19 protein-coding genes are annotated in these 23,869 nt (G+C 39.8%); 13 read left to right on the top strand and 6 right to left on the bottom strand.

Annotated elements, in window-relative coordinates; all coding sequences use genetic code 11:
* Nucleotides 1–49: 49 nt before the first annotated feature.
* The 3 genes from ACM03V_RS32640 to ACM03V_RS32630 form a co-directional block, all read right to left on the bottom strand.
* The gene (locus ACM03V_RS32640) at nucleotides 50–703 is read right to left on the bottom strand and encodes a hypothetical protein (RefSeq protein ID WP_414624970.1); all 654 of its coding nucleotides are present in this window, start codon (nucleotides 701–703) and stop codon (nucleotides 50–52) included.
* A gap of 200 nt (nucleotides 704–903) precedes the next feature.
* Nucleotides 904–1,524, bottom strand: a complete 621-nt coding sequence (locus ACM03V_RS32635) for a hypothetical protein (protein WP_414624969.1) — start codon at nucleotides 1,522–1,524, stop codon at nucleotides 904–906.
* A 2-nt stretch (nucleotides 1,525–1,526) separates the two neighbouring features.
* Entirely contained in the window at nucleotides 1,527–1,961 is a 435-nt protein-coding gene (locus ACM03V_RS32630; protein WP_414624968.1) for a hypothetical protein, read from the bottom strand.
* 357 nt (nucleotides 1,962–2,318) lie between these two features.
* Here ACM03V_RS32630 and ACM03V_RS32625 point away from each other — a divergent pair, with 357 nt between their 5' ends.
* Complete coding sequence (locus tag ACM03V_RS32625; protein WP_414624967.1) at nucleotides 2,319–2,633, top strand: hypothetical protein; 315 nt, start codon at nucleotides 2,319–2,321, stop codon at nucleotides 2,631–2,633.
* An 895-nt stretch (nucleotides 2,634–3,528) separates the two neighbouring features.
* Nucleotides 3,529–5,556, top strand: coding sequence for a hypothetical protein (locus ACM03V_RS32620; RefSeq protein WP_414624966.1), 2,028 nt, complete (start codon nucleotides 3,529–3,531; stop codon nucleotides 5,554–5,556).
* A gap of 94 nt (nucleotides 5,557–5,650) precedes the next feature.
* On the opposite strand, the gene ACM03V_RS32615 is transcribed toward ACM03V_RS32620, so the two are convergent.
* Complete coding sequence (locus ACM03V_RS32615) at nucleotides 5,651–6,601, bottom strand: cytosolic protein (RefSeq protein ID WP_414624965.1); 951 nt, start codon at nucleotides 6,599–6,601, stop codon at nucleotides 5,651–5,653.
* Nucleotides 6,602–7,379: 778 nt separating this feature from the next.
* Between ACM03V_RS32615 and ACM03V_RS32610 the strand changes: the two genes are divergently transcribed.
* The 3 genes from ACM03V_RS32610 (at nucleotide 7,380) to ACM03V_RS32600 (ending at nucleotide 11,518) form a co-directional block, all read left to right on the top strand.
* On the top strand, nucleotides 7,380–8,537 hold the full coding sequence (locus ACM03V_RS32610) for a J domain-containing protein (RefSeq protein ID WP_414624964.1): 1,158 nt from the start codon (nucleotides 7,380–7,382) through the stop codon (nucleotides 8,535–8,537).
* A gap of 861 nt (nucleotides 8,538–9,398) precedes the next feature.
* Nucleotides 9,399–9,815: a plasmid mobilization protein gene (locus tag ACM03V_RS32605; RefSeq protein ID WP_414624963.1), complete on the top strand. Its 417-nt coding sequence runs from the start codon at nucleotides 9,399–9,401 to the stop codon at nucleotides 9,813–9,815.
* A 56-nt stretch (nucleotides 9,816–9,871) separates the two neighbouring features.
* Nucleotides 9,872–11,518: a relaxase/mobilization nuclease domain-containing protein gene (locus ACM03V_RS32600; RefSeq protein WP_414624962.1), complete on the top strand. Its 1,647-nt coding sequence runs from the start codon at nucleotides 9,872–9,874 to the stop codon at nucleotides 11,516–11,518.
* A gap of 913 nt (nucleotides 11,519–12,431) precedes the next feature.
* Here ACM03V_RS32600 and ACM03V_RS32595 read toward each other — a convergent pair.
* Entirely contained in the window at nucleotides 12,432–14,129 is a 1,698-nt protein-coding gene (locus tag ACM03V_RS32595; RefSeq protein WP_414624961.1) for a protein adenylyltransferase SelO, read from the bottom strand.
* A 1,260-nt stretch (nucleotides 14,130–15,389) separates the two neighbouring features.
* Here ACM03V_RS32595 and ACM03V_RS32590 point away from each other — a divergent pair.
* The 5 genes from ACM03V_RS32590 to ACM03V_RS32570 all read left to right on the top strand — a co-directional run bounded on the left by ACM03V_RS32590 (nucleotide 15,390) and on the right by ACM03V_RS32570 (nucleotide 20,101).
* On the top strand, nucleotides 15,390–15,527 hold the full coding sequence (locus tag ACM03V_RS32590; protein WP_414624960.1) for a hypothetical protein: 138 nt from the start codon (nucleotides 15,390–15,392) through the stop codon (nucleotides 15,525–15,527).
* Between the two features lie 147 nt (nucleotides 15,528–15,674).
* Nucleotides 15,675–18,131 carry a type I restriction-modification system endonuclease gene (hsdR, locus tag ACM03V_RS32585; protein WP_414624959.1) on the top strand — a complete coding sequence of 819 codons (2,457 nt, stop codon included), beginning with the start codon at nucleotides 15,675–15,677 and terminating at the stop codon, nucleotides 18,129–18,131.
* A gap of 65 nt (nucleotides 18,132–18,196) precedes the next feature.
* Complete coding sequence (locus ACM03V_RS32580; protein WP_414624958.1) at nucleotides 18,197–18,577, top strand: helix-turn-helix domain-containing protein; 381 nt, start codon at nucleotides 18,197–18,199, stop codon at nucleotides 18,575–18,577.
* Nucleotides 18,549–19,175, top strand: coding sequence for an IS630 family transposase (locus tag ACM03V_RS32575; protein ID WP_414624957.1), 627 nt, complete (start codon nucleotides 18,549–18,551; stop codon nucleotides 19,173–19,175). Before ACM03V_RS32580 ends, ACM03V_RS32575 begins: the two co-directional genes overlap by 29 nt.
* Nucleotides 19,136–20,101, top strand: coding sequence for a type I restriction-modification enzyme R subunit C-terminal domain-containing protein (locus ACM03V_RS32570; protein ID WP_414624956.1), 966 nt, complete (start codon nucleotides 19,136–19,138; stop codon nucleotides 20,099–20,101). The genes ACM03V_RS32575 and ACM03V_RS32570 overlap by 40 nt, the downstream gene beginning before the upstream one ends.
* Before the next feature lie 29 nt (nucleotides 20,102–20,130).
* On the opposite strand, the gene ACM03V_RS32565 is transcribed toward ACM03V_RS32570, so the two are convergent.
* Nucleotides 20,131–21,462, bottom strand: coding sequence for a hypothetical protein (locus ACM03V_RS32565; RefSeq protein WP_414624955.1), 1,332 nt, complete (start codon nucleotides 21,460–21,462; stop codon nucleotides 20,131–20,133).
* Nucleotides 21,463–21,713: 251 nt separating this feature from the next.
* On the opposite strand from ACM03V_RS32565, the gene ACM03V_RS32560 reads away from it, so the two are divergent.
* From ACM03V_RS32560 to ACM03V_RS32550, 3 genes are all read left to right on the top strand, one after another.
* Complete coding sequence (locus ACM03V_RS32560) at nucleotides 21,714–23,168, top strand: N-6 DNA methylase (protein WP_414624954.1); 1,455 nt, start codon at nucleotides 21,714–21,716, stop codon at nucleotides 23,166–23,168.
* Nucleotides 23,169–23,336: 168 nt separating this feature from the next.
* Complete coding sequence (locus ACM03V_RS32555; protein ID WP_414624953.1) at nucleotides 23,337–23,531, top strand: hypothetical protein; 195 nt, start codon at nucleotides 23,337–23,339, stop codon at nucleotides 23,529–23,531.
* A gap of 36 nt (nucleotides 23,532–23,567) precedes the next feature.
* Nucleotides 23,568–23,813 carry a hypothetical protein gene (locus ACM03V_RS32550; protein WP_414624952.1) on the top strand — a complete coding sequence of 82 codons (246 nt, stop codon included), beginning with the start codon at nucleotides 23,568–23,570 and terminating at the stop codon, nucleotides 23,811–23,813.
* Nucleotides 23,814–23,869: the final 56 nt, after the last annotated feature.

Raw genomic sequence — 23,869 nt, 5'->3', positions numbered from 1 at the left:
GCATTGCTATTAATTCATTTGTTCGCCCTTCTTCGCCTTCCTTTGGAAACTAAAACCCAAGAATTGTATCTTTGATTTTTTGAATTATTGAACGACCTGCATATTGTTTTTTTGGTTTTAAATCATCTCTAGCATTATCACCTGCATCAAGATAATAATTACCTAGTTCTTTATCGTGTTGTAAATCAATCGTTTGCTGTCTTACTTCTGTTTTTAATTCTTCTTGAAGCATCTTGTATTCGCCATCGATTGACATCATGTGTCTATCAACCCAAGCTTTCAATGTAATATGTTCTTCAGCTTGTTTATGACGCAATTCCTCTCTACTTTTAGCTCCTTCAAAATCAAGGCTTAATTCTTCTAATTGATTTGCTAATTTATCATCTGCGAGTGTTGCTGATTGTATTTCTCGTTCAATACGTTCTCCACTTACACCTGCTTGTTTATAAATAGCTGCGAGAGTTGTGTTTAAATCTTCTGTGCCTTTAATGGCAGCAATTATGTTGTCTTTAACTTTTGGTGCAAATTCGCTTATTTTGGTTCCATCATTTCCCATTTGACCGATTAGTTTTAATGCTTTTTGGTCGCCCATTAATGCCCTATAAACTAGGTTTGTGGAAGCGTTGAATTTCCCACGTAGTTGTTTTTCTAGGTGGCGCGATTTGGAAGAAACCAGATTTTTCAGCTTGCCAGTATTTTTCACAACGATTAACCCTCTCTTCTGTTAATATTTCCGTACATTGATAGTTCATCCACTGTTGGTATTGCTGTACCCTGTCTTTTCTTTCTAAGTAGGCTTGGTATTTGAAGTGATAGCTAATTGATTGGTAGCAGTAATCTATTAGGAATAAGGCAGGAATTATTATTACTAATAGCCGAAATACATTTTTAAAGTGTGTTTCTCTACTGTGTTTTGAATGCTGCTGAGAGACTTTTGGAGAAGCTTTTAAGACTAGAGCTTTTTCGCTCTAGTACCTCCTTTGTTGTTATGGCTCCTTCTACACTCTTTCTTTGTAAATTAGTTGTTCTGTTATTAATATAGTCACGAAGATTGCTATTGCTAGCATCAATTTTTTGTTCAACTTCATCAAATTTACTTTGGGCATATTCTTTAATTAATGAGTTGATAGTTTCTACAGCACTAACAAAGTCAGTAAATGAGTCGCTAACGGTTTGAGAAATATCTGTGATTTCTGATTCATTCAGTTCAATGCCCAATGATTGGGCTTGTACTGTTATTAATTGCTCCTTTTGTTGGTTGGTAATTGCGGTTGTATTAGGCGTAGATGCGTGATGCTCGTCCGATGGAGCAGATGTAATTTCTTCTGGCTCTGATACTGTCAATTCTGTATTTTGATGCTTATCTAGAAGCAATTGGGTAATCGTATCAACGTTTTCTTCATCTAAAGCGGAATAATCAAAACCAAGTGAGGAGATTTCAGCTTTTAAATTACTTCTACTTATCTTGATTCCTTTATCAGATAATCGTTTCTGAATACGTTTTATAAAATCTGTTTTAGCCATTATTAACGCTCCTTAGTTTTGCGTAAATACCAACAAAATGCACTGACTACGACTGGTACTAACTCAGAGGGTGTGTATTCTTCCCTTTTTCTAAAATTCAATCCGGCACGGTAAAACCAACGATAAAAGGTAATATCTGGAATCTCAGAAGGGATTTTTTGACTCAATATTTTTCTGAATTTACTTCCAACAATTAATTCTTCTTTGGAATTTCTGATTGTTTCTACCTCCTGCCAAACTTGAGTAAATTCTGATAATTCAATTGGTAGCCGCTGGCAAGCTTTACGCATAGTCGCGTAAGTTTCTAAGTTCTCTTTCGTTACTTCTCCACAAGTTCCACGCAAGCAATCTTGAATCCTGTACCAACTAGAATCGCTGATCTTTTTACCCAACTTGGACTCGTAAAAATCTTTTAATGGACGTGACGATAACCTCATTTTCTATATCCCCGAAGACAGTCAATATTTGATATCGGTGATTGTGCAAGGCTGGAGCGCACTGTATAGGTTGCTGCTGTAGAACCTCCACGCACCGAAAAATTCTCACGCACTGATAAAAATTACAGTGCATGACTTCCACACATCGGCAGTTTTTCTGATTTCACTTATTAATAAAATGGCTGGACCTCCTTCTTAGAGCGTGTTTCTGCGGTTTGAAAAGGTGAAAAATTTCAGATGATTCAACCTTTATCAGCATTTACAGAGTACAATAGCATAAAATCATAAAAATGCTGACAAATGCTGACAAAGCTCAAAAAGTTTATCCCCCGTCATCTTTGGGATAAACTTGTTTGCATGGCTAAAAATGAAAGACAGAGGGTCAGTATTGACTTAACTGGAACCGACTTAAAAGAAGAAATTACTAAAATCGCCGAGGGGGAACAGCGTCCGCTCTCAGCTATGATGCGTTTGCTGCTTGAGGAAGCGGTCAGAACAAGAAAAAAAGTTGGTGATGACTTTCATATAAAGAAGCATTTAAAGTCCTTTTTAGAAAAGCTAATGGGAGGCGAACAACCATCTTTAATTGAAACCGTCAAAGTTGCTGAAATTTTAGATATAGACGCGGAGCAATTACTAAAATTAAGAGATTCTTTAACAAAACAAAGTTAATGACTCTTGATAGAAATATGAATATACAGATATGTAGTAAATCTTTTCTCGATAGGGTTGTGTGGAGTTATGAAGACTAATTATTTTTATTTTTACTCAAATAACTGCTTTATGAACCTGTGTCGATGTACAATGAATCTGAAATATTCAGTATTTTCCTTGACAATTTCTCCCTTTACCATAAGGTCTGTCTAGGAACTGCTTGACTAAAACAAAAGTTTACATTTTGATGGAGGGCAAAAAAAAACAGGCAATATATTCCCACTAATGGGTATGCCTGAATAAAAAAGGATTGAACCTTTTTTTAGCTTGTAAAAATTTGAACGCCGGAGGCGGGTTCAGTCGTCAAACAACTAAGAAGTGGTATAGAGCCTGAGAAACTTGACCCACATCTAAGTTAACAAAAGACGTACTTGTGCCACACCATCGCGTGCTTACACATATCTTACTACAGTAAGTTGTCAAAAGATATGTGTTAGGTAGGGATTTTTTGCGAAAATTTTTGAGAAATGTCTTAGCTCCGTAGCATAAAAAAGGTTTTTATTCACCAGACCCTATGCCAGACGGAGACTACAAGACAGCGTTGATGCGACACAAAACTTTTATAAAATCTCGGTTAAAAGTAAAGAGTTGAAACGCGCGGTTCTAAAACATACTTGTCCACCACTCAAAAATTGACATTAATTCCTGGCTCGTCTACGAACACTCAACATCTCAGACGAGCGGCTCCATAAAGCTCCAAGCACGCGGTGACGTAGCATCCCTCCTCCAATTCAGGAAACAAAAAGAATTGGAGAATAATCATGGACGTGACTGTATCTACCCAGAATTTTGAAAAAATTAATCATTGCTCCGTTGACTGCTCGTTCACCTTTCGCTACGAGGAGGTAGGACAATGAAATACACTTTACTCTACAACCCAGAATTAGCAGGAGTATTACGAGAACTAGGCATTCCTCATCCAGGAGAAGCAGCTCTCTTCTTAAGCCAACTTTCCTACTGGCTTAAAAAAGAAGGGTGTGGTCATATCACACTTGACGGTAAACACTGGATTTACAACACTTATAAAAAGTGGGTTTCACAAATAAAGAGCTTAACAACTGGTCAGTTTGGAAAGATGATAAGGGCGCTTCTAACTTTCGGGTTGATTGAAAAAACAACTTTTGCGGAGCAGAGACATAACCTCAAGGGAGAAAAGCCAGTGGGGTTTAGTTCCTGGAACAACACAACCTGGGTTACTTTATGCGTCGAAAAAATCATTCAGCTTACTGGCTGGTGCCCATTTGAAAACGAGACAGCCGAAGAAGCTCAAGAAGAAAAACCCGGCTCGAATAATTCGGAATCGGTAGAAACCGCTCTAGGAGCCGATGTTCATATTAGAACATCCGGTGATTCTAAATCGAACGACCGAATATTCCATTTAGAATCTCCATCTATATACAAAGAAAACCTCTCTTTTACCAAAAATGGGGAAAATTATTTTAAGAAAGAAAAAAATATTGTTGCAAACACTGACAGTGGGTCTGACCCCGCTAGCCCCACTGATAAAAAGCAATTACCGGAAAAACCCAAAATCTCAAAAGTAGATAAATCGAGGCAAAATTCGGAAGTACGGGAAAAACGAATTAATGAAAAAGATAAATATCCGCTTTCTTCGTCTATTCGAGAAAAACGAACTATTGAGCAGGATGCAGTCCAAGAAGTTTGGGAGATAGCAATTGGGAAGCCCTTCCCCGTATTCTTGAATTGGAGGGCAAACATTCACTACAAGCCCCAGGGAGGCAAATGGGAGAGCGACGCTTACGGTAACGCTTATAGCGAGTTTTACCGCAATCGTGAGAAGACTACAGCAGTGCTATTCCCGCAGTTTATGAATGAAGTTCGAGGTATCACAGAAAAAGTTCATAACGCTCAAAGTTCTAACGCCATCGCAGCCAATACTCTACCGAGTTGGTTTATTGAAAGCCTTCCCGATGCAACACCGGAAAACGTCAAGCAATTGATGGAGAACTTGGATGCGGTGATAAGGCGTGGTACGCGAATAGCGCTTCCTAGTAAGTCAAACACCCCATCTGATATTACGGTTGATTATCATGAAGCGCATTCGGAGGTCGCAATTAAGCCGTTACCTCAGTTGGATAATCCCGTACTAAAAGGGGTAGAAGCGCCTTTGGAGCTTAATGGGGTAGAAGCGCCATCATCCGCTTTACAGCAAACGCTTGCTCGTAAACAAGCACAGTGGAATGCGCCACTTCTAAGGGATAGGATACGAAGTTGGGCGGAAAGTACCCCTGGTGTTGTCATAACAGAAAGCGGTCCGCAGTTAGAAACTGCCATTGAAACAACTCTTAACAATACAGCGATCGACAAAGTTGAAACAAATTGTAACAATACAGCGATCGACAAAATTGAAACAACTCGACTCAAAGTTGAAACGTCGAACCCAATAGTTGAGAAGCAAAATCATGGGGCGAGGGGGAAAGCGGACGTTGAGACTCACAATCCGTCAAACTCAAACTCTCGGGACGTTGTAATTGATGACCCTTGGGAGACAGAAGAACCGCTTTCAAGCAATACAAATTCAGTTTCAGAAGGGAACTCCTCTACTGAACGATTACCGCCACTCATAAAGCTAATGTTAGCCGTATGGGATAATATTTACGAATTGGGACAACTTGTATTAGACGCTCGCTCAGAAGATTTAATAAAAGCGGTATCCTCCCTTTCTTCACATCAAATAGCGCATATTAAACAAGCTGCCACACGGGCTTGGTATCCGGGGCTAAACCGTGATGGTGATTATAAGGGGGAACGAGTAGAAATTTGGGAGGTGGGGCAAAGCCCAACTGTAAAAGTGAGGACTAAACGCGGAGCATTCTTAAAAGTGAGGCGAAGCGACTTAAAACCGTGGCTGGGGATATAGCAACAACTCGCTCTTATCAATAGATTACGAACGCTTGTTGATAAGAGCCAGGAGCCGTGTCCCCATGCACATGAACATGACAAACGCGCTTATTTTATTCACCCGTTGTCGGCTGATAAATTTCTCGTAATTCGGACACGCTGCTCTCAGTTTTTATTCCTTCTAAAATATTCTCTAATTGTGTGACATCATCAATTTGAGATATTTCTGGTAGTAAATTTAGTCCCTCGGAACCGAATTTAACTTCTAAACTGATTTCGATACCTTTCAAAAGTGCTTCTTGTTTACCTTTCTCAATACCACTACGCTCAAATGAAGTAATATACTGCATACCTTTTTGTACCTCCAACAGTTCTAAGTCCCGCCGAAATTCTTGTTCTAAACCCAATGGTAGCGTCAACATCCAATCCAAGAATGCCAATAAATTAAGAACTTGTTCTCGGCTAAATTCTTTTTCGTATAAACGTCGCACCAATGCTAGCTTTCGGGCTTTACGCAGATCGCGATTCTCTTGAGTCTCTAACGCAGTCAAATGCGCCAAAACTACCGTAGCAAAAGGATTACGGCTTTCTTCTAATTCCGATTTCCGTTGTTGATAATCTACCAACTTTACCACGGCGAATCTAAAATCAACCGAACAGCCAAATAATTCATAGCCAAATTGATTTGGTCGCCAATTGCGATTGGAGTCTCCTAAAACTGCGAGAGAAGCAACGGGCTTTTTATATTTATCGTAAATCCGATAATTGTAAACAAACATCCTTTGTGGGAATTCGTTTTCTTCCTGGGCTTGAACTTCTAGGTGTATAAGAAGCCACGATTCTTCACCCCCAATACGATAAATTTTAACTAATTTATCAACTAACCTTTTACCCAGTTCAGCATCTCGGACAACTTGTTGTAGTTCTTGGTCGAGAAATTCAAATCCCCGACTCCAATCTATTTGAGAATGCACCTGGGGGAAGAAGAATAACATGAAATCTTCAAAATATAGCTGTATTATCTCTTTCCAAGGTGAATCATATTCGGTGTTCGGATTAGTCATCTGGCGATAAATTTCTGCTATTAAATAATGGCACTTTATTTAATAAGTATTAATTGCTTCTAAGCACCAATAAACCTATATAATTATACCATTCAAGGGTTAAATAAAGATAAATATGATTATAATAGCAAATTCAATTGTTGTGTTTATGCTTTTATTATCACCTGCCCAAGATATATAATTTAACTCACAGTTATAACTCATGAATTTTTCTTTATATATCACATAAAAAATTGTAAAGAAGCAGTATGTAAACCCCTTATTATATGATGTATTGATAGTTCAATAAGCAGCTTTTATATCATCCAGAGATGCAGGTTTCAAGTAATCTTATATCAGCTAGTTTTTGTCTAAAAAAATCATTCTTATCAGCGACTTCTTTACCATCAACAATCTCAACACCCCCGGCGCATTCGCTACTGCTAAAAAATCCTTCTGAGGATGCATGCCTGCATGATAATCTTTATCTTCCGCTCTTTTTTGATTTGTTCGGCAGTGAGGTGACAGGCAGGCAGCAAGTTCTATCCGGAGTAATCTTAAAAGCAATCCGCGCCTTAATTAACAAGTCGGATAATTCATCCATACAATCAATTTTCAGTTAGTTCGGTTGATGACGGATTATGGGCAATTAGCGCTTCCGACCTCATCAATTTCATCTTCATATTGAAAATAATTTTACATGTTTCAGGAATTTCACTCTTTGCAATCAGCTTGAGTAGCTTTTATACCTGTAACAGGTATAAACCGTTCTGTTAATTTACTTTTACCTGTTACAAGTATGAAAAAACCTAAAGGTGGAAGGGGAAAACGTGCTTCTTATCAAACAAGCGTCGTTCGAGTACCAAACCCAGTAATGCCGCAAGTATTGGAATTAATTAATCAATTTCACTCTACTCAAAATTCATTCCCATCAAAACCTACTTCTATTAAAAAAATATCCGCATTGTCTGTAACGAAGTTTTATGAAATGTTCTATTCTGAGTCTATTGAAGAAGATTCGGAATACATTTTTCAGTGCGATTTAATCGATGAAATTATCTGGCAGATTGATAATACTTTCATTGGAGCTTCATTAGAAAGTGCTGATATAACCGTAGATTTGCTTGTCAAATATGACTTAATTGAACTACCAAAAAATAATATTGCTGCTACAGTTTCCCAATTTATTGAATGGTTGTTTGGGCAAGAGATGCGGTTATATAACATAGAAGAAGTTATTATATCGGCTATTTCCGAGGGCAGGTACGATATAATCCTCGCTTTGGGTATACTCGACAAACCACCTATTAACCGCTTTGAATATTGGCATCACACCTACCGTAGTCAATTGGGCAAGCTAAATGTAGACTACTGGCAATGGAAAAATAATCCCGAATCAAGAGAAATAGCAAGTGAGTTAACACTATTACTAGATAAAATCCCCGAACCCAATCAATACGCCAAGCTTGTATTGATGCAGTTGGCAGATGGCAAAGACCCTTTTCTTAAAGTAGACAAACCTAACAATCCTTATCCCTTCACAAGTTTTGAAGATTGGAGTGCTTCAGGCTACTTCGCTCAAGACGAAGACCGTTGGAAGAAAAGAGAAAGTTTTCGCGCATCCTTTGTCAATTGGCACAACAATGCACTTCTTCTGATTGGACGACAAAAGTTGTTACAAGTTTATAAGGTCGTCTTTAACTGTCGAAGGTCAATCATCGAAGCAATTCTTCAACCAACAAACACCATCCCCCCAAAACCTGTAACAGGTAAAAGAGAATGGTGGCTTGTATTAAACGTATCTCAATACGCCACATATGATGAAGTAAAAGCAGCATACAAGAAATTGGCGGCTATGTGGCATCCCGATCGCAATAAATCGCCCTCAGCCACCCAAATAATGCAAGAAATTAACGCCGCGATGGATGAATACAAGTGTAGATGGCAGAATCTTTAAGGAAAAAACGACGTTCCGGGTAGCGATAAAACGGGGAGAAAGCGCTTTCGTTCTAGTAAAATACTGATAATTATAAGTTAAAAATTTAAATTACCGTCAATTTTTGCGATGCCTACTTATTGCAGTAGCAGATGTCATATAATTGTAAATTCTCAAGCCATATAAAACGTAATCTCTATATACTACATTCTGAAATATAGACCTATAAGTTGTCTAGATAAGAAACCTTCTTCGAGAAAGAAAAATTTTTTCTTCAGTGGTGATAAAGTAGTTATTAACACTCGTACATCCAGTGGTGCTGGAGTGATACTGTAGTGGTACTTTTGGGTACTGTTTTCTCCATTATTTCGTCAAAATTATAGAAAAATTGTTCTCTGCCATCAAAAATAAGGGTACTGTTGGTGTATGTTGGGTGTATGTTGGGAATAATTTGAAAAAACCCCGAAAATACAGCCATCGCCTCGAAACCCGCGCCAAGTCTCGCATCCCCACCAGTCGCGCAGTTGTCGTTTGTGCGGTAATTTTCGGATAGCGAGCAATGGCAGCGTATTACATATTACTTCGTTTCAACCTTAATTGACGCGCTGCCCATGCTCGCCAAAGTGGGAAGCCCCCTTTGGAAACCCCCATTTCCCCATGTAGATACCGATTTGTTATCCCGCATTACCCGATAGGAATACCGTAGATTATTCCCGGTATCTCGATAAGGTTGCCGTAGATTAACTACGTATGAAATATATATATAGTAAAAATAAATACGCATTATTTTATTGCAATATAGGTTAAAAAGGACGTAGAAGTCTACAGGTAAACACCTGAACTTTCATGTCGGGATGAGTTTTAATATCATGCTCCAATAGGATGAAAACCAATAATAAAAAAGTTTTTAAAGCTGGACGAAAAGTTGAACCAAAACCAAAACGCACTTCGCTTATTAGCTTGCGGCTAACGGAAGAAGAGAAAGAAGTATGGGAAGCCAAAGCGGAAGAAGCGGGATTGGGGAATAACTTATCAAAATTTATTCGGTATTGTGTAGAGAATCGTCACATTGCACCACCAGCACCAGCAATAAATTCGGATACCTATGCGGAATTGGGGAGAATTGGCAACAATATTAATCAAATTGCATATGCTATCAATCGTGCTGTCAAAATGGGAGAACCCGTTAACACCTCACTAGCAGAAATTGAAGCCCTAAAACCATTGTTGCAAGAAGTTAAACTACAGTTGCTAGGAATGCCTTTTCAATACAACCCTCTGAAGAACGTAGAGAAGTGAGTAGGTTTACGCTTCGACGATTCGCGCTATTGAATTGGCATATATGAGGAGTTGGAATGATTGGCAATATCACGAAAGGGAATGGTTTCTACGGTTGTGTTGCTTATGTCCTGGGTAAGGAAGACGCACAGCTAGTTAACAGTAATATGGCTTCAAATACACCCACAGATTTAGCATGGGAATTTAGGAAGTTTGCACGACTAAATCAACGTGTAGAAAAACCAGTGCTGCACTTATCACTAAGTCCCGCCCCTGGCGATAGAATCCTTGACGAATGGGAATTATGTATGATAGCCCAGGATTTACTCGAAGGTTTGGAATTATCAAACAATCAATTTATTTTGGTTCAGCATAAGGATGCGGAATACGATGGGAAAATTAGACCCCATATGCATTTAGTAATTAACCGGGTATCAGTGAACGGTAAGTGTAACGACGATTATTTGGACTACTACCGCACCGAAAAGTTATTGCGTCAAATTGAAAAAAACTATGATTTAATTCCCCAACCTAGCAGTTGGGAGGTGGAGAAAAAGAAAGCATATCCCAAACACGTAGAAAAAGCAGCGGGGGAGTTAAATGTAGTTGAAAGATTGCAAAACGCGATCGAGAACGCCGCAGCTGATAAACCAGAAATGCCCGTATTTGTAGCAAGGTTGTTAAAGGATAATATACAGGTTAATTGTAAATTTACCCGTACTGGCAAGCTTAAAGGAATTAGCTATTGCATGGATGGAGAAGCTTTCAAGGGTGGGGATTTGGGCAAGCTATATACGCATATTGGTATACGCAAGCACTTGGAAGTAGGTTATCAACAATATTATTCCGACCCAATTAGTTCGTTGATGGAAAGCTATAAGCGTGGGCGTACAATTAATGATGAATGGGTAGATCACCTCTCATATTGGTGTAGAAGCCAAAATACTGATATTGAAATTGCCCCACAGCAAGTCCAGCTAGTAGAAGAAAAATCAATTATCCCCGAAATAAGCACCCACAAAAGCGATGATTCCACTTCTACTTCTGAATCAACTACAGATAATACAAGTGTAGTTGAGCCAGCGCAGGAGAGTTACGTTAGCGTTGTACCGTCCGTCGAGCAAACGTTTGGGACTTACGAAGACAATAAAGCCAAGAAGAAATCGAATATAAATGAAGTAGTTAGCAATCTCGAAGACAAGAAACCAGAAGCAGTAACATCACCACGCCCCACTTACCCCTCAGTTGTACCACCAGTTGAAGTAGTGTTTCCTGCTCCCAAAGTTACTTCCTACGAGAAAAACTCAATTAATAAACCTTCAGATGCTGATTCTCAAATAGAACCATCAGAAAAAAGCGAAAGCAGCGTACACAGCATAGAAGAACCTTTACCACAGCCAGCAAAGCTAGCCCCAGAACCAGAAGCAGTAGAGTTTGCTGTAAAGATTGCGGGCTACATGGGTAGTACGAATCAAACTGAAATCAAAGGCGATAGCATGAGGGCTAATTTAAGCTTTGATGGTGATATCAGCACCTTGGAAGTACGTAGAATCGATACCAATGAAATAATTTTATCCGCCAATCATTCAATTTATAGTGGTTGGGTTATCAATAATTCACTCAAATTTACCGAGCAAGAGAAGAAGCGAATTGATCGGTTGAAAGAGCGGACAAATGTACCAATACAGCAACCCGTAAACGAGAAGAAAGGTTTTGAGCAATAGGTTTTACGGCACCCCTAATTTGATACACCAGCTTTTTGAAATTTTGAGCATAAAGTTCAGTCTGTCCCACAGTTACCGCAGGAATTGAGCCACCACTACGTTTTTTTATCTTGCCCCAAGAGGGGCCTTCTTAATTGATTTTTAAAATTGGAGGTTATAAAAGCCCCCCTTGGTGCCGCTTCGCGGGCGATAAAAATGCCTCAATTCTTAAGTTACTGGTAGATTGAACGGAAATTCAACTCAAACTAAAGTTTCACGACACCAGGGGTTCACTAAAAATAAGGCAACCGCTTATCCTGATACTCATGAGTTGAATTTATAGCAATTTTAAGTTCAACTTAAATTAAACTTGGTTTTCTAAAAAAAATAAAGGTTGATCGGGAAGCCCCAACAGAGGCTTTTCGGGTTGGAGTTGATTACAACATTGATAGCCCATAAGCCACAATTTCTTGCTTTTGAAGGTAAAAAGTAAGAATAAAAGCAACGGAGGAATTTACAACTCTTATATAGCTATACTTTCATGAACCGATGCCAAGCAGGGTTCCTGCACAGCAACGGTTATTCTTTGCTCTCGAAAATTAAGCGATTTTAAAAACCTAACAGGTCTATATAACCAGTTATGACGTGCGCAGTAGTAGCAATGATGCTTTGCTCTTAAGTGGTTTCATCCGGGTAAATACCAGTCTAGCCAGTAAAATAACAAAACTGCTAGAATACCAGCAAAGTCAAAGACTGGATTGAGGAGCAAGAAACAAGCTTTACGAATTGCGATGGTCGAAGACCCGCCTTCTCTCCGAGACGTTACACGAACGGCGATTGCCTCCGGCACCAGCAAAGCTGAACGCATCAGCCCGTTAAATGTCACTGTCTATACAATCACCATCACATTATATGTGACTGTTGTAATTCAACATCAAGATGAACAACTATAGTGCGACACGCCACCAAGGTCAGAAAACGCGCTAGGTCTTAGACGATAGTATTTATCTTCTACGTCAAGTGAATGCTCATCATATGGATAGCTCAGTACTTCTTGCAACTCTTTAACTAACGTGTAGTCACCTTGCATGGCTTGTTGATAGGCAGGGACAATCAACCACTCTCGCCATGTGTATTTTGGATTAGTTTGTTTCATCGTAGTTGATATCTCAGCCAAATTACCGTCGGGCAGGAGGTCGCGCCAGCTTTTTAGCCAAGATTGCCATTGTTCATCTTGTTGTGAAGTTTTAACGCTTAAGCTCTTTTTCAATGCTGAGATGTCGTCTGGTATGTGGGATAACTCGCGGAAGAAAATGGTGTAATCCACATCCGAGTGTGTCATTAGCTGCATTAACTTCTTAAATAGCTCTGGGTTAAATTCAGTTAAGCCAAGTTTGGTCGCCCACATTTTTTGGACTTGTTTTTGCATGGCTTCTGAAAAGCCACGGCCTAATTGATCGAACTGTTCTAAAGCTCCAGCATCTTCTACCAGTAACGGTCTCACAGCTTTCCAAAACATATAATAATTCGCTTCTGCTGCTCCTGGCTGATTGAAGAATGAAAACTTTTTGCCGCCGCCAGTCCAAGGTTGAAACCAAGGGTCAAAAATTTCACAAAACCCAAATGGTCCATAGTCGAGGGTAAAGCCACCAGCGGCGCAGTTGTCACTATTAAAATTACCCTGGCAATAACCAACACGTAGCCAATTAGCCACCAGTGAAGTAAGACGCTGGCGAAATAGCTTAGCCAACTCAACCAATTGATCTGCAAAATCAAGGTTTTGATTAATGTCGAAGAAGTATTCTCGCTCAATTAAATGCGATAGTATCATGCTCAACTCTTCTAATGCTCTTGGATGAGCATTGGATAGAGCGCGGCGGGCAAATAACTCTAGCTGACCAACGCGCAAAAAGGATGGTGCAACGCGAGTTGAAATGGCCACAGGATTGTCCACCAAAATATCGGGGTCAAGGTCATGGGAGTCTTGAGAATACCAAGGCCGGGTAACGGTCTCAGACTTAGAAACATACAGTGTCAAAGCGCGCGATGTTGGCACACCTAAAGCCTGCATATGTTCTTGTGCTAGAAACTCACGTACACTTGAACGTAGTACTGCGCGCCCGTCGGCACCACGGCAATAAGGCGTTGGGCCACCACCTTTCAATTGCATTTCCCAGCGCTGGCCATTGATTATTCCTTCAAATACAGATATCGCCCGACCATCGCCATAACCATTACCAGTACCGAATGGACATTGTTGGGTATATTCGGTGCCATAAATCGACAGTGCATAACCAGTCGCCCAGCCAACCTGACGCATAGGCTCACGCGCAGCAGAGATATCACCAGAAAATACCTGGCGAAATTTTTCATTAAACGCCAGCTCGTCGCTCAACCCAAGTTCATTAAAAAAAGTGCTGCTATGGGTTACATATTCTGGTTCTGCAAGAGGCGTGGGTGTCACAGGTACGAAATGACCGGAAAAAACCTGGCGGGCACGGCGATCATCCCCATCGACCGTGGCATCAGGATCGGCATTTAAGGTGTCCATCAAAGAATAATCCGCCAATTGCACAAACTCATCGAAGGTCGTTACGCCGGGATCAACAGATGGTTTAGATGGATATGACATTGTTAAGTGCGCCCGTATTGTCGGGAAAGATTCATGTTTAATTGAGGACTTTTTAGAGACTAGCATATTAAATGCGGAGCAATAAGACTAATCGACTTGGAGCGTAGGCCGCCTCATAGGCATGCTGGCACGGCGGGCACGGCGCATGGTGGAATTGAAGCATGGGACTGGGTTGAGAATTCGCCCGATCTACTACATGGGCGGCGTTGTAAGTGCTTATTTGAAGGCGTAAAGATTAATGTAATTAATAAGTATAGTATATTTACGTATATTGCTGATTGTGACTTCTGTACAGCATCGGCGGCTGCCGATAAACATCCTTGTAAGAATAACGCCGAACTTGTCTTTTTTTAGATATCTGTTGGGGCAAGACAATTACTCGTTTGGTTATGAAGACTTGTTCAAGTTATTTATACATAACCCCTAAACGATAAGAGAAAATCTATATATTAATAATTTATAGGCTAAAAGTTAGTATATATATTAATTGACTTCATTTTTTAAAGTATGCAAAATAATAAAAACCTAAAATTATATTTACAAACTATCTTTATTTAAAAAGTTAGTACTTAAAATATTTGCCTCATGATTTTTATCAATTTAAGATGCCTGTCAAATAATCAGCTATAAAAAATATGAGCAATGAATATTTATGTACAGATAGTCAGTACACTGATTATTCACTCACAAATTTTAATTGCAACCAAAACTGAGCAAAAAATGAGGTACAATACTACAAGTGTCCAAACCCTTACAGATAGAACACTTCATCCCCAAGCTATCCAACACCGCACAAGTAAGCTGCTCGGCACCAGTTACTGAAAATACTGTGGTTAAAGCATATGTGACAAAGTGTGACACTTAGTTTTCTTACTTTTAACTTAATTCCCAAGGCACTACATTATTACATCAGCGAAGTGTCACAGATGTGATTGCAATTGTGATGAGTTTGTGAATGTAGATATTGCCGATTAATGCATCAATAAAATTTGATTGGTAGTCATCGCCGGACAAGAAGTTAAAGTAGGATGCCCGCCGAGATACCTGTAAAACGGGACACGACGTAAAGTTGTGTAACGAAAAAATATCATAAGTCTTGGTCAACCGTTATTAGGTCATCGTGCCATTTCGGGAAATCTGTACGCTAACAAATTTAGTCAATAGCCTAAACCCTTGTCCAGAATTAGCTACAGCTTTTTACATTTTTGATATTTTGCATCTGAAGCGGTATGAATCTGCTGCCTCGCGAAAAAGCGAGTTTTGGAATCCAGTGAACCGGATTGCAATGTAGCGCATGGCTTACCCCATCGCGCTTCACCGGAAGCGCGAAGACGCAGACAATTCTACAAACAAACCATCGTCTATGCTGTCAAACTCATCACTACCCACCACCAATAAATGCAGATGTTACTAATGGACTTTGAACGTGGAAACGTAAGCCACATAAGTCTTATTCAGCCGCCTGAATGTATTGTAAATACTAGAATAATTTGCTACATTGCTAAAAATAGGTAATGTCAAAAGTCTTCTAAATAGCATCTGCTCATGACCAATTCCCAGCCCCCATCTCCCAACTTTGGATTCCTTGCGTCTCATGACTCGCAGTTGGTGCGGTTGGGTACGTTGGCAGAACGGTACTTTGCAGATGACCCCAATACTTGTTTAATCAAACTACGGCAATTTGGCGAACTCTTGGCGCAGTTAGTAGCAGCTAAAGCGGGGATGTACGTGTATGATGAGCGTCAAATTGATTTATTACGCCGTTTGCGGGATAAGAATATAGTCGTCGGGAAGGTATATCGCTTATTTGATGAATTACGGTTTGTAGGTAATAAAGCTAACCACGCATTAGAAGACGACAGCCGCACGGCACTAAGTAATCTTAAATATGCTAGGGAACTGGGTGTATGGTTCCACAAATATACAACCAAGCAACGCAACTTTGACCCTGGTGCATTTGTTCCGCCACCCAATCCCAAACAGGAAACACGAGCGCTCAAGGAAGAACTTGCCCAACTCCAAAAAGAATTAAACGCCAGTCGCAGTGCAGCGGAATTGGCGCAAATCAAGGCACAGCAGGAAGCACAGCTTAGGGTATCGGCGGAAGAACTCGCGAATGTTGCAGAAGCAGCAAAGGTTGAAGCGTTAAACCATCTTGCTACAATTCAAGCTACTGCCGAAACCCAATCCCCGCAAACAATTCAAGAAACCATTCAGGAAGCGCAAATTGCAGGGGATAAAGTAGACATTGACGAACGAGAAACCCGCCGTCTTATTGATGCACAACTGCGAGAAGCTGGATGGGAAGCCGATTCGGAGAATTTTACTTATGCTAACGGTACTCGTCCCCAGAAAAATAAGAATATGGCGATCGCCGAGTTTCCGACTGAAAACGGCAGGGCTGATTATGCGTTATTCGCGGGGTTGCAAATCGTTGCGGTAGTAGAAGCCAAGCGTCGGAGTAAGGATGTTGCTGCGGATATCGAGCAAGCAAAACGCTACAGTCGAGGATTTAAAATACCTTCTTCAAATCAAAGCGATGCTACTCGAATAGAATACTCCGCTGCTGGTGGTTCGTGGGGAGAATTTAAAGTACCATTTGTCTTTGCTACCAACGGACGGGATTTCTTGCAGCAATTACGTACCAAAAGCGGTATTTGGTTTTGCGATTTGCGCCGTACTCAAAATCTGAGCCGTCCCCTTACTACTTGGTACAGTCCCCAGGGGTTGCTTGATTTACTCGAACAAGATATAGAGCAAGCACACCAAAAACTACAGCAAGAAGGTTTTAATTACAACCTTGAATTAAGGGAATATCAAATCAATGCAATTGAGAAGATAGAAGCAACACTGTCAGAAGATATCCGCAGTATCTTAGTAGCAATGGCAACCGGGACGGGGAAAACTAAAACCTGTATCGCCCTGGTGTATCGCCTGCTCAAAAGCAAACGGTTTCGCCGGGTATTATTCTTAGTTGACCGCAGCGCCTTGGGAGAACAAGCCGCCAATGCTTTCAAAGATACGCGGATGGAAAGTTTACAAACTTTTGCTGATATTTTTGATATCAAGGAACCGGGTGAAGGCGCACCGGATAGGGATACTAAGGTGCAAATTGCTACGGTACAAAGCTTTGTCAAACGTCTTTTTTATCCATCAGACGATGCCACTATACCCACCGCTGACACATACGACTGTATTGTAGTTGACGAATGCCATCGGGGATATCTGCTAGATAGAGAACTTAGCGAAACTGAACTTACTTTCCGCGATTACAACGATTATATTTCCAAATATCGCCGGGTACTCGACCATTTTGATGCCGTAAAAATAGGTTTAACCGCCACCCCAGCCCTGCATACTACGGAAATCTTTGGCGACCCCGTTTATACCTACAGCTATCGTAAAGCAGTCATCGAAGGTTGGCTGATAGACCACGAACCACCCATCCGCATCACCACCAGACTCTCACAATCGGGAATTTCTTGGCAAGCAGGGGAAGCAATGGAATATTTTGACCCCGCAACTGGTGAAGTTGATTTGGTTCACGCTCCGGATGAAGTCAAAATTGAGATAGAACAATTTAACAAGCAGGTTATCACCACCGAATTTAATCGCGTAGTCTGCGAAGCCTTAGCGCAAGAGATTGACCCCTCAATGCCAGAAAAAACGCTGATTTTCTGCGTTAGTAACGACCATGCGGATATTGTTGTAGACCAACTCAAACAAGCGTTAAAGCAAGAATACGGCAGCGTAGATGATGATGCTGTCATCAAAATAACTGGTAATGCCGATAAACCATTGCAGTTGATCCGACGTTTTAAAAACGAAGCCAATCCAAAAATTGCAGTTACCGTAGATTTGCTGACAACGGGTATCGACGTACCGCCAATTTGTAACTTAGTATTTATCCGCCGCGTTAACTCCCGCATACTCTACGAACAAATGTTGGGACGTGCTACCAGACGCTGTGACGATATTAATAAAGAAGTTTTTCGGATATAGCGGTTTTCAGTTGAGTGGAATACAAAAGCGGTAACATATAACCAGGGGTGTATCAATGATATTTTATGAAAGCTTACGACACAGACCTACGTCAAAAAATTATTCACGCTTTTCACAAGAAAGAAGGCTCGTATCGAAAACTTGCTAAACGCTTCCATGTAAGTATCAGCTTTGTACAAAGATTAATCAGTCGTTATTTAGACACGGGAAGTATAAAAAGATTGCCACATAAAAGTGGTAATCCAGCCAAAATAAAGGACGAGCATTACCCGATTTTGCAAAAATTAGTAGAAGAAAATAATGATGCAACGTTAGAAGAATTATGCGTAAAAATGGAGCGAGAAACTAATATAAAAATCAGCTGCTCAGGAATGTGGAAGACTTTAGAAAAGCTCCAGTTAACTCGAAAAAAAAACCTTGCACGCCGCCGAACAAGACACGGATAGAGTAAAAATATTAAGACAAGAGTATTTAGAGAATATACGTAAAATTGACTTGCACGACTTAGTGTTTATTGACGAGTCAGGAGTAAATATAGCTATGACTAGACTGTATGCTAGGTCACAAAAGGGAAAAAGAGCGCATGGCTCACGTCCAGATAAACGTGGTAAAAATGTAACTATAATTGGGGCGATTACCTTCGGTAGAGCTTCGCTTAACGCTCTCAAAGGTGTTATTGGTGCTATGAGTTTTAAAGGTGGAAATGATAAAAACGCTTTTGAAACTTATATTAATCAAGTTTTAGTCCCTAATTTATGGGAAGGAGCTTGTGTAGTTATGGATAATTTTAGCTCACATAAAGTAGTGGGTATTAAAGAAGCGATTGAATCGGTAGGCGCTCAGTTAATTTATTTATCACCCTATTCACCAGATTTTTCGCCGATAGAAAATTTTTGGTCAAAAGTAAAAGAGTTTTTACGCTCACAAGAAACGAGAACTTACTCAGATTTAGATAAAGCTATTACAGAAGCTTTTGAAACTGTTAATTTAACAGATATATTTGGTTGGTTTCAACATTGTGGTTACTGTATTCCATCCAACTGAAAACCGCTATATTTGACGCTGTTGATTTATATAATGCGATCGCCCCTTTCAACCAGATGAAACCAGTCGTTGTCGATCCCAACATCACCTTTACGCAACTGGTAGATGAATTGGACAAGGAAAGGAATGCAGTAGCTTCTCAAGACATCGTAGACCAATTGCTTGCCAAACTACAGCGCAAACATCACAGCATCAGCGACACCAACAGCCAAAATATAGAAACAGCGGCGGGAATGCCTTTAGATGATATGGTAGAACATCTGCGCCAAGCTTCCCCAGAAGAAGTAAAACAATGGTTTGCTCAACGAAAAGCGATCGCCCAAATGTTGGATGCTAAAGACGGGGGCAGACAACCGATATTGATTTCCCGCCATGACGACGAAGTTATTAGTATAGAAAGAGGTTACGGTAATGCCGAACAACCAGAAGATTACTTAGATAACTTCCAGACCTTTTTGCGAGAAAACATTAATAAAATTCCTGCTTTGATGGTTGTTACCCAACGCCCCCGCAACTTAACCAGAGCGCAGTTGAAAGAATTGCGTATGCTATTAGACCAAGCCGGATACAAAGAAACTTATTTACAAGAAGCATGGCGACACTTTACCAATCAAGATATTGCTGCAAGTATCATTGGTTTCATTCGCCAAGCAGCTATCGGGGATGCACTTGTTCCCTACTCGCAACGGGTAGATAAGGCAATTAATAAAATCCTCGCTGCTCAAAATTGGACTACTCCCCAACGCAAGTGGTTGGAAAGAATAGGGAAACAATTAAAAGTAGAAACCGTTGTAGATAAAGATGCATTCAACACCGGGGAATTTAAAGCGCAGGGAGGTTTTAACCGGATTAATAAGGTGTTTCAAGGGAAGTTGGAAACTATTTTGGTACAGATTAATGATGCTTTGTGGCAAGATGTGGGGTAGTCAAAGCATCAATTTTAAACCTTAAATTCTCATCCAACAAGCTTTTTATAGTTTATTAGAACAGCATTAGGTACACTAGAAATATCAATGAGTTTGAGAGCGTTTTGAAATTTTCTACGACACGTAGAGTTACTTGTAAATCGATTTGCTACAAGAGAAGATTTTTTTTGCGGAATTTCAATCATATGTTGAATTTCTTTAGGTGAAAATTCACGTATCATTTGTTCATATATAGGTTCTGCCTTCCAAGAAAACCCGCTACCGTTTCCAATGTAACAACCAACTACTTTTTCAACGAATTCTTCTTGTATATTTAAAGGTAAAGAACCCTGTTCAGAAAGTTCTAATAATCGTTCTGCAAATGGAGGCTCATTATGAAAATTGTTCCATCCTTCATGAGCATTCCATAATTGATTAATAGCTTTTGAAATTATACTATGTTTCTCATAATCATTAAGCAGATTAATTAAAGCTACTTTTTCAAAAAATTGTACAGATATTTTATGGCGTTGTGTATCGCCTTTTGCTAAGTAATCTGAATGTTGATTAATCAGGTTAGACCTAATATTTGAAGTGAATTTTTCTTTATAATGATTATATAAATCTATTATATTTAAACGTGCAGGTTCTAATGTATTAGGGTCACAATAAATGCCGTGAATTGTTCCAAATAACAACTCTCTTTGAGCATCATGAGTTTCATTTAAACGTCCCAACCACAAAGAACACTGTTCTTCTGCAAACCGAGAACCTTTTACTGCGGTAATAAAAGCTCCTATATCAACACCTCGTAGTGAAGAAGATTTAGCAAGAGCATACGTTACACACCTGTTAAGAAACACAATAAACTCGCGGTCATTTAATTGACCAATTGATGGATGTGCTGCTGAAAAATTATTACGAGTAGCCCTGCATTGGTCTAATAATAAATAACCTTCTTCTGTCACAAGATTAAGCTTAAGACTAAGTTCTAATAATTCACTATCTTGTTTATCCAAAAGATGTTTTTCTTCAAAATCTTTTTGAAGAATTTGAGCAACAATTGGTAAACCAAAGTTTTTAACTTTTTCTCTCAACTTCAATATTGAAGCATTCCAAGCATAATTGATTGCGCTATCAAAAAGTCCTACACTTACTGCAACACACATTCTGGCAAGTAGCTCGCCATGTGAATTTATGTCAGGTATATCTCGCAGTTCACGAGGCAAAGCTATCCAAGCATATTCAATATCTTCATCACTTGCTAATACATTTCTTGGAATTCCTAAAGCTTTAGTAAATTCATTAATAGCTGGTAAAACATTTTGTGGCAGTGATGGTAGTTGAATTTTTGTTGACGATGCGCGAGTAATTTCAGACATAGATGCTTTTTTATACTTAAAAATAAATGCCAGATAGATTGTAGCGCGTTCGTATTGATGCTCGTGATGGAAACGTTTTCTTAACAACCTTTATCTCATTATTTAGCCCACATTTGTGTAATTTTCACTAATGTAGTTTAAAAAGTCATATCTAATAAGAGTTTGATAAGTTGCTACACCTCTGAATAAATATCCAAAAATTACGTATAATCACAAAGCGACATTTATATACTTACTGTTAATTAAAAACCTTGAGCGCAACTACTGATATCGTCCAAAAACTCTGGAATCTCTGCCACGTACTGCGGGATGATGGGATTACTTATCTCGCTTATGTGACGGAGTTAACATACTTGCTATTCTTGAAGATGGCGAAGGAAACGGATACAGAAAATCAAATCCCAGAAGGCTATCGCTGGGAAGATTTAGTAACTTTAGAAGGCATCGAACAACTAAACTTTTACCGTTCCGCGCTGCTAGAATTGGGTACTAATACAAGTTCACCACGGATACAGGCAATCTTTGCTAATGCCCAAACTGCACTCAAACAGCCGCGCATCCTCAATAAGCTGGTTAAAAGTATAGACGATTTGGACTGGTATTCCGCCAAGGAAGAGGGTTTGGGCGACCTTTACGAAGGACTTTTAGAAAAAAACGCCTCAGAAAAGAAATCCGGTGCGGGACAATATTTTACACCGCGTCCGTTGATTGACTGTATGGTTAATTTAATTAAACCGCAGCCGGGGGAACTAATACAAGATCCCGCAGCGGGTACTGGTGGATTTTTGATTGCAGCCGATAGATATATCAAAGAGGAAACCGCAGAATTATTTGACTTACCCCTCGAAATACAGGAATTTCAACGTACAAAAGCATTTTACGGCATTGAGTTGGTACAAGATGCCCACCGCTTGCTGTTGATGAATATGCTGCTACACGGGATAGAAGGGGAAGTTAGTTTGGGTGATACGCTTTCTTCTAACGGACAGCGCTTGTCTAAAGCTAATATTATCCTGACAAATCCCCCCTTCGGTACTAAAAAAGGTGGCGGTTTACCTTCTCGCGATGATTTTACTTACCCCACATCCAACAAGCAGTTAGCATTTTTACAACATATTTATCGGGGACTGAAGCCAGAAGGACGCGCAGCGGTGGTTTTACCGGATAACGTGTTGTTTGAAGACAGCCAAGGAAAGAGCATCCGCGCCGATTTGATGGATAAATGCAATTTGCATACTATTCTGAGATTGCCTACGGGTATTTTCTACGCTCAAGGTGTTAAAACCAACGTCTTATTCTTCCAACGGGGAACCACAGAAAAAGATAATACCCAGCAAGTTTGGTTCTACGATATGCGTACCAATATGCCGACTTTTGGTAAACGCACCCCCTTAACTAAAGAACATTTCCAAGAATTTGAAACCGAGTACGGAGATGACGCGAATGGGGGAAGCAACCGCGTAGATACCGGAGAAACGGGACGCTGGAGGTGTTTTAGTCGAGAAGAAATCGTCAAACGCGGAGAAAATCTTGATATTACTTGGTTGCGGGATGAAAGCTTGCAGTCAGGGGAAGATTTACCGGAACCAGACGTAATTGCAGCAGAAATTATGACCAAATTGCAAACCGCGATGTCAGAAATGGAAGCGTTAACAGCGTTGTTAGAAGGGGAAGAAACCGAGGATAGCGCGGCAGTTATAGAATGAAGTTAAATTCGTTTGTCAAATAACTTAATTATGATCGAAAGGTTGTCATTATGAGTCCAGAACAAGATTTCCACCGCAAAATGGCGTTCTTTACCCAAAGAAAAACAGGAGGAAGTTTTAGATTTTGTCGAATTCCTTTACGTTAAAAATTCTGTCAAAAAAGCTTCTTTGGGAGAACGTTTACGACAAATTCGTACCAAAATAGTTGCGAATGGTAAACCTTTATTAGATGAAGAAGGAATAGCAAAAGAACTTGCTAGTCGTAGAGGTGGGTTACAGTCTTGTGGTAGTTGGGATAAATTTCAACAAGTGTTAAATAAAGTTCCCGATCTTGAACCAGAGGATTACGATAAATTAGCGTAATCAAGAATATTTTGAATAAATTACTAAGAATCAACTATGCAAAGTATTAAATTCAAAAAACGTGTCGGGTCAGATGGTATTTTACATTTAGATATTCCCTTGGGAATGAAAGATAAAGAAGTAGAAGTAATGGTAATTTATCAGTCAGTTGAAACAACACAAACACCAGAAAATCTAGGATATCCCCCCGGTTTTCTTGAGCAAACTTATGGTAGTTGTCAAAATGACCCGATTGTTATTGATTCCGAAGGAGATTTTGAACAAAGGGAAGAAATTGTGTGAAATACAGCAAATTGCAGATAAATGAGGTACACTAAATATGGTGCATTAATAATTAA

It is taken from the genome of Calothrix sp. CCY 0018, from assembly GCF_963920925.1.
In the GTDB taxonomy this organism is placed as follows: Bacteria; Cyanobacteriota; Cyanobacteriia; order Cyanobacteriales; family Nostocaceae; genus Rivularia.
The sequence above is the reverse complement of the archived record's forward strand: the minus strand, read 5'-3'. Positions and strand labels throughout refer to the sequence as shown.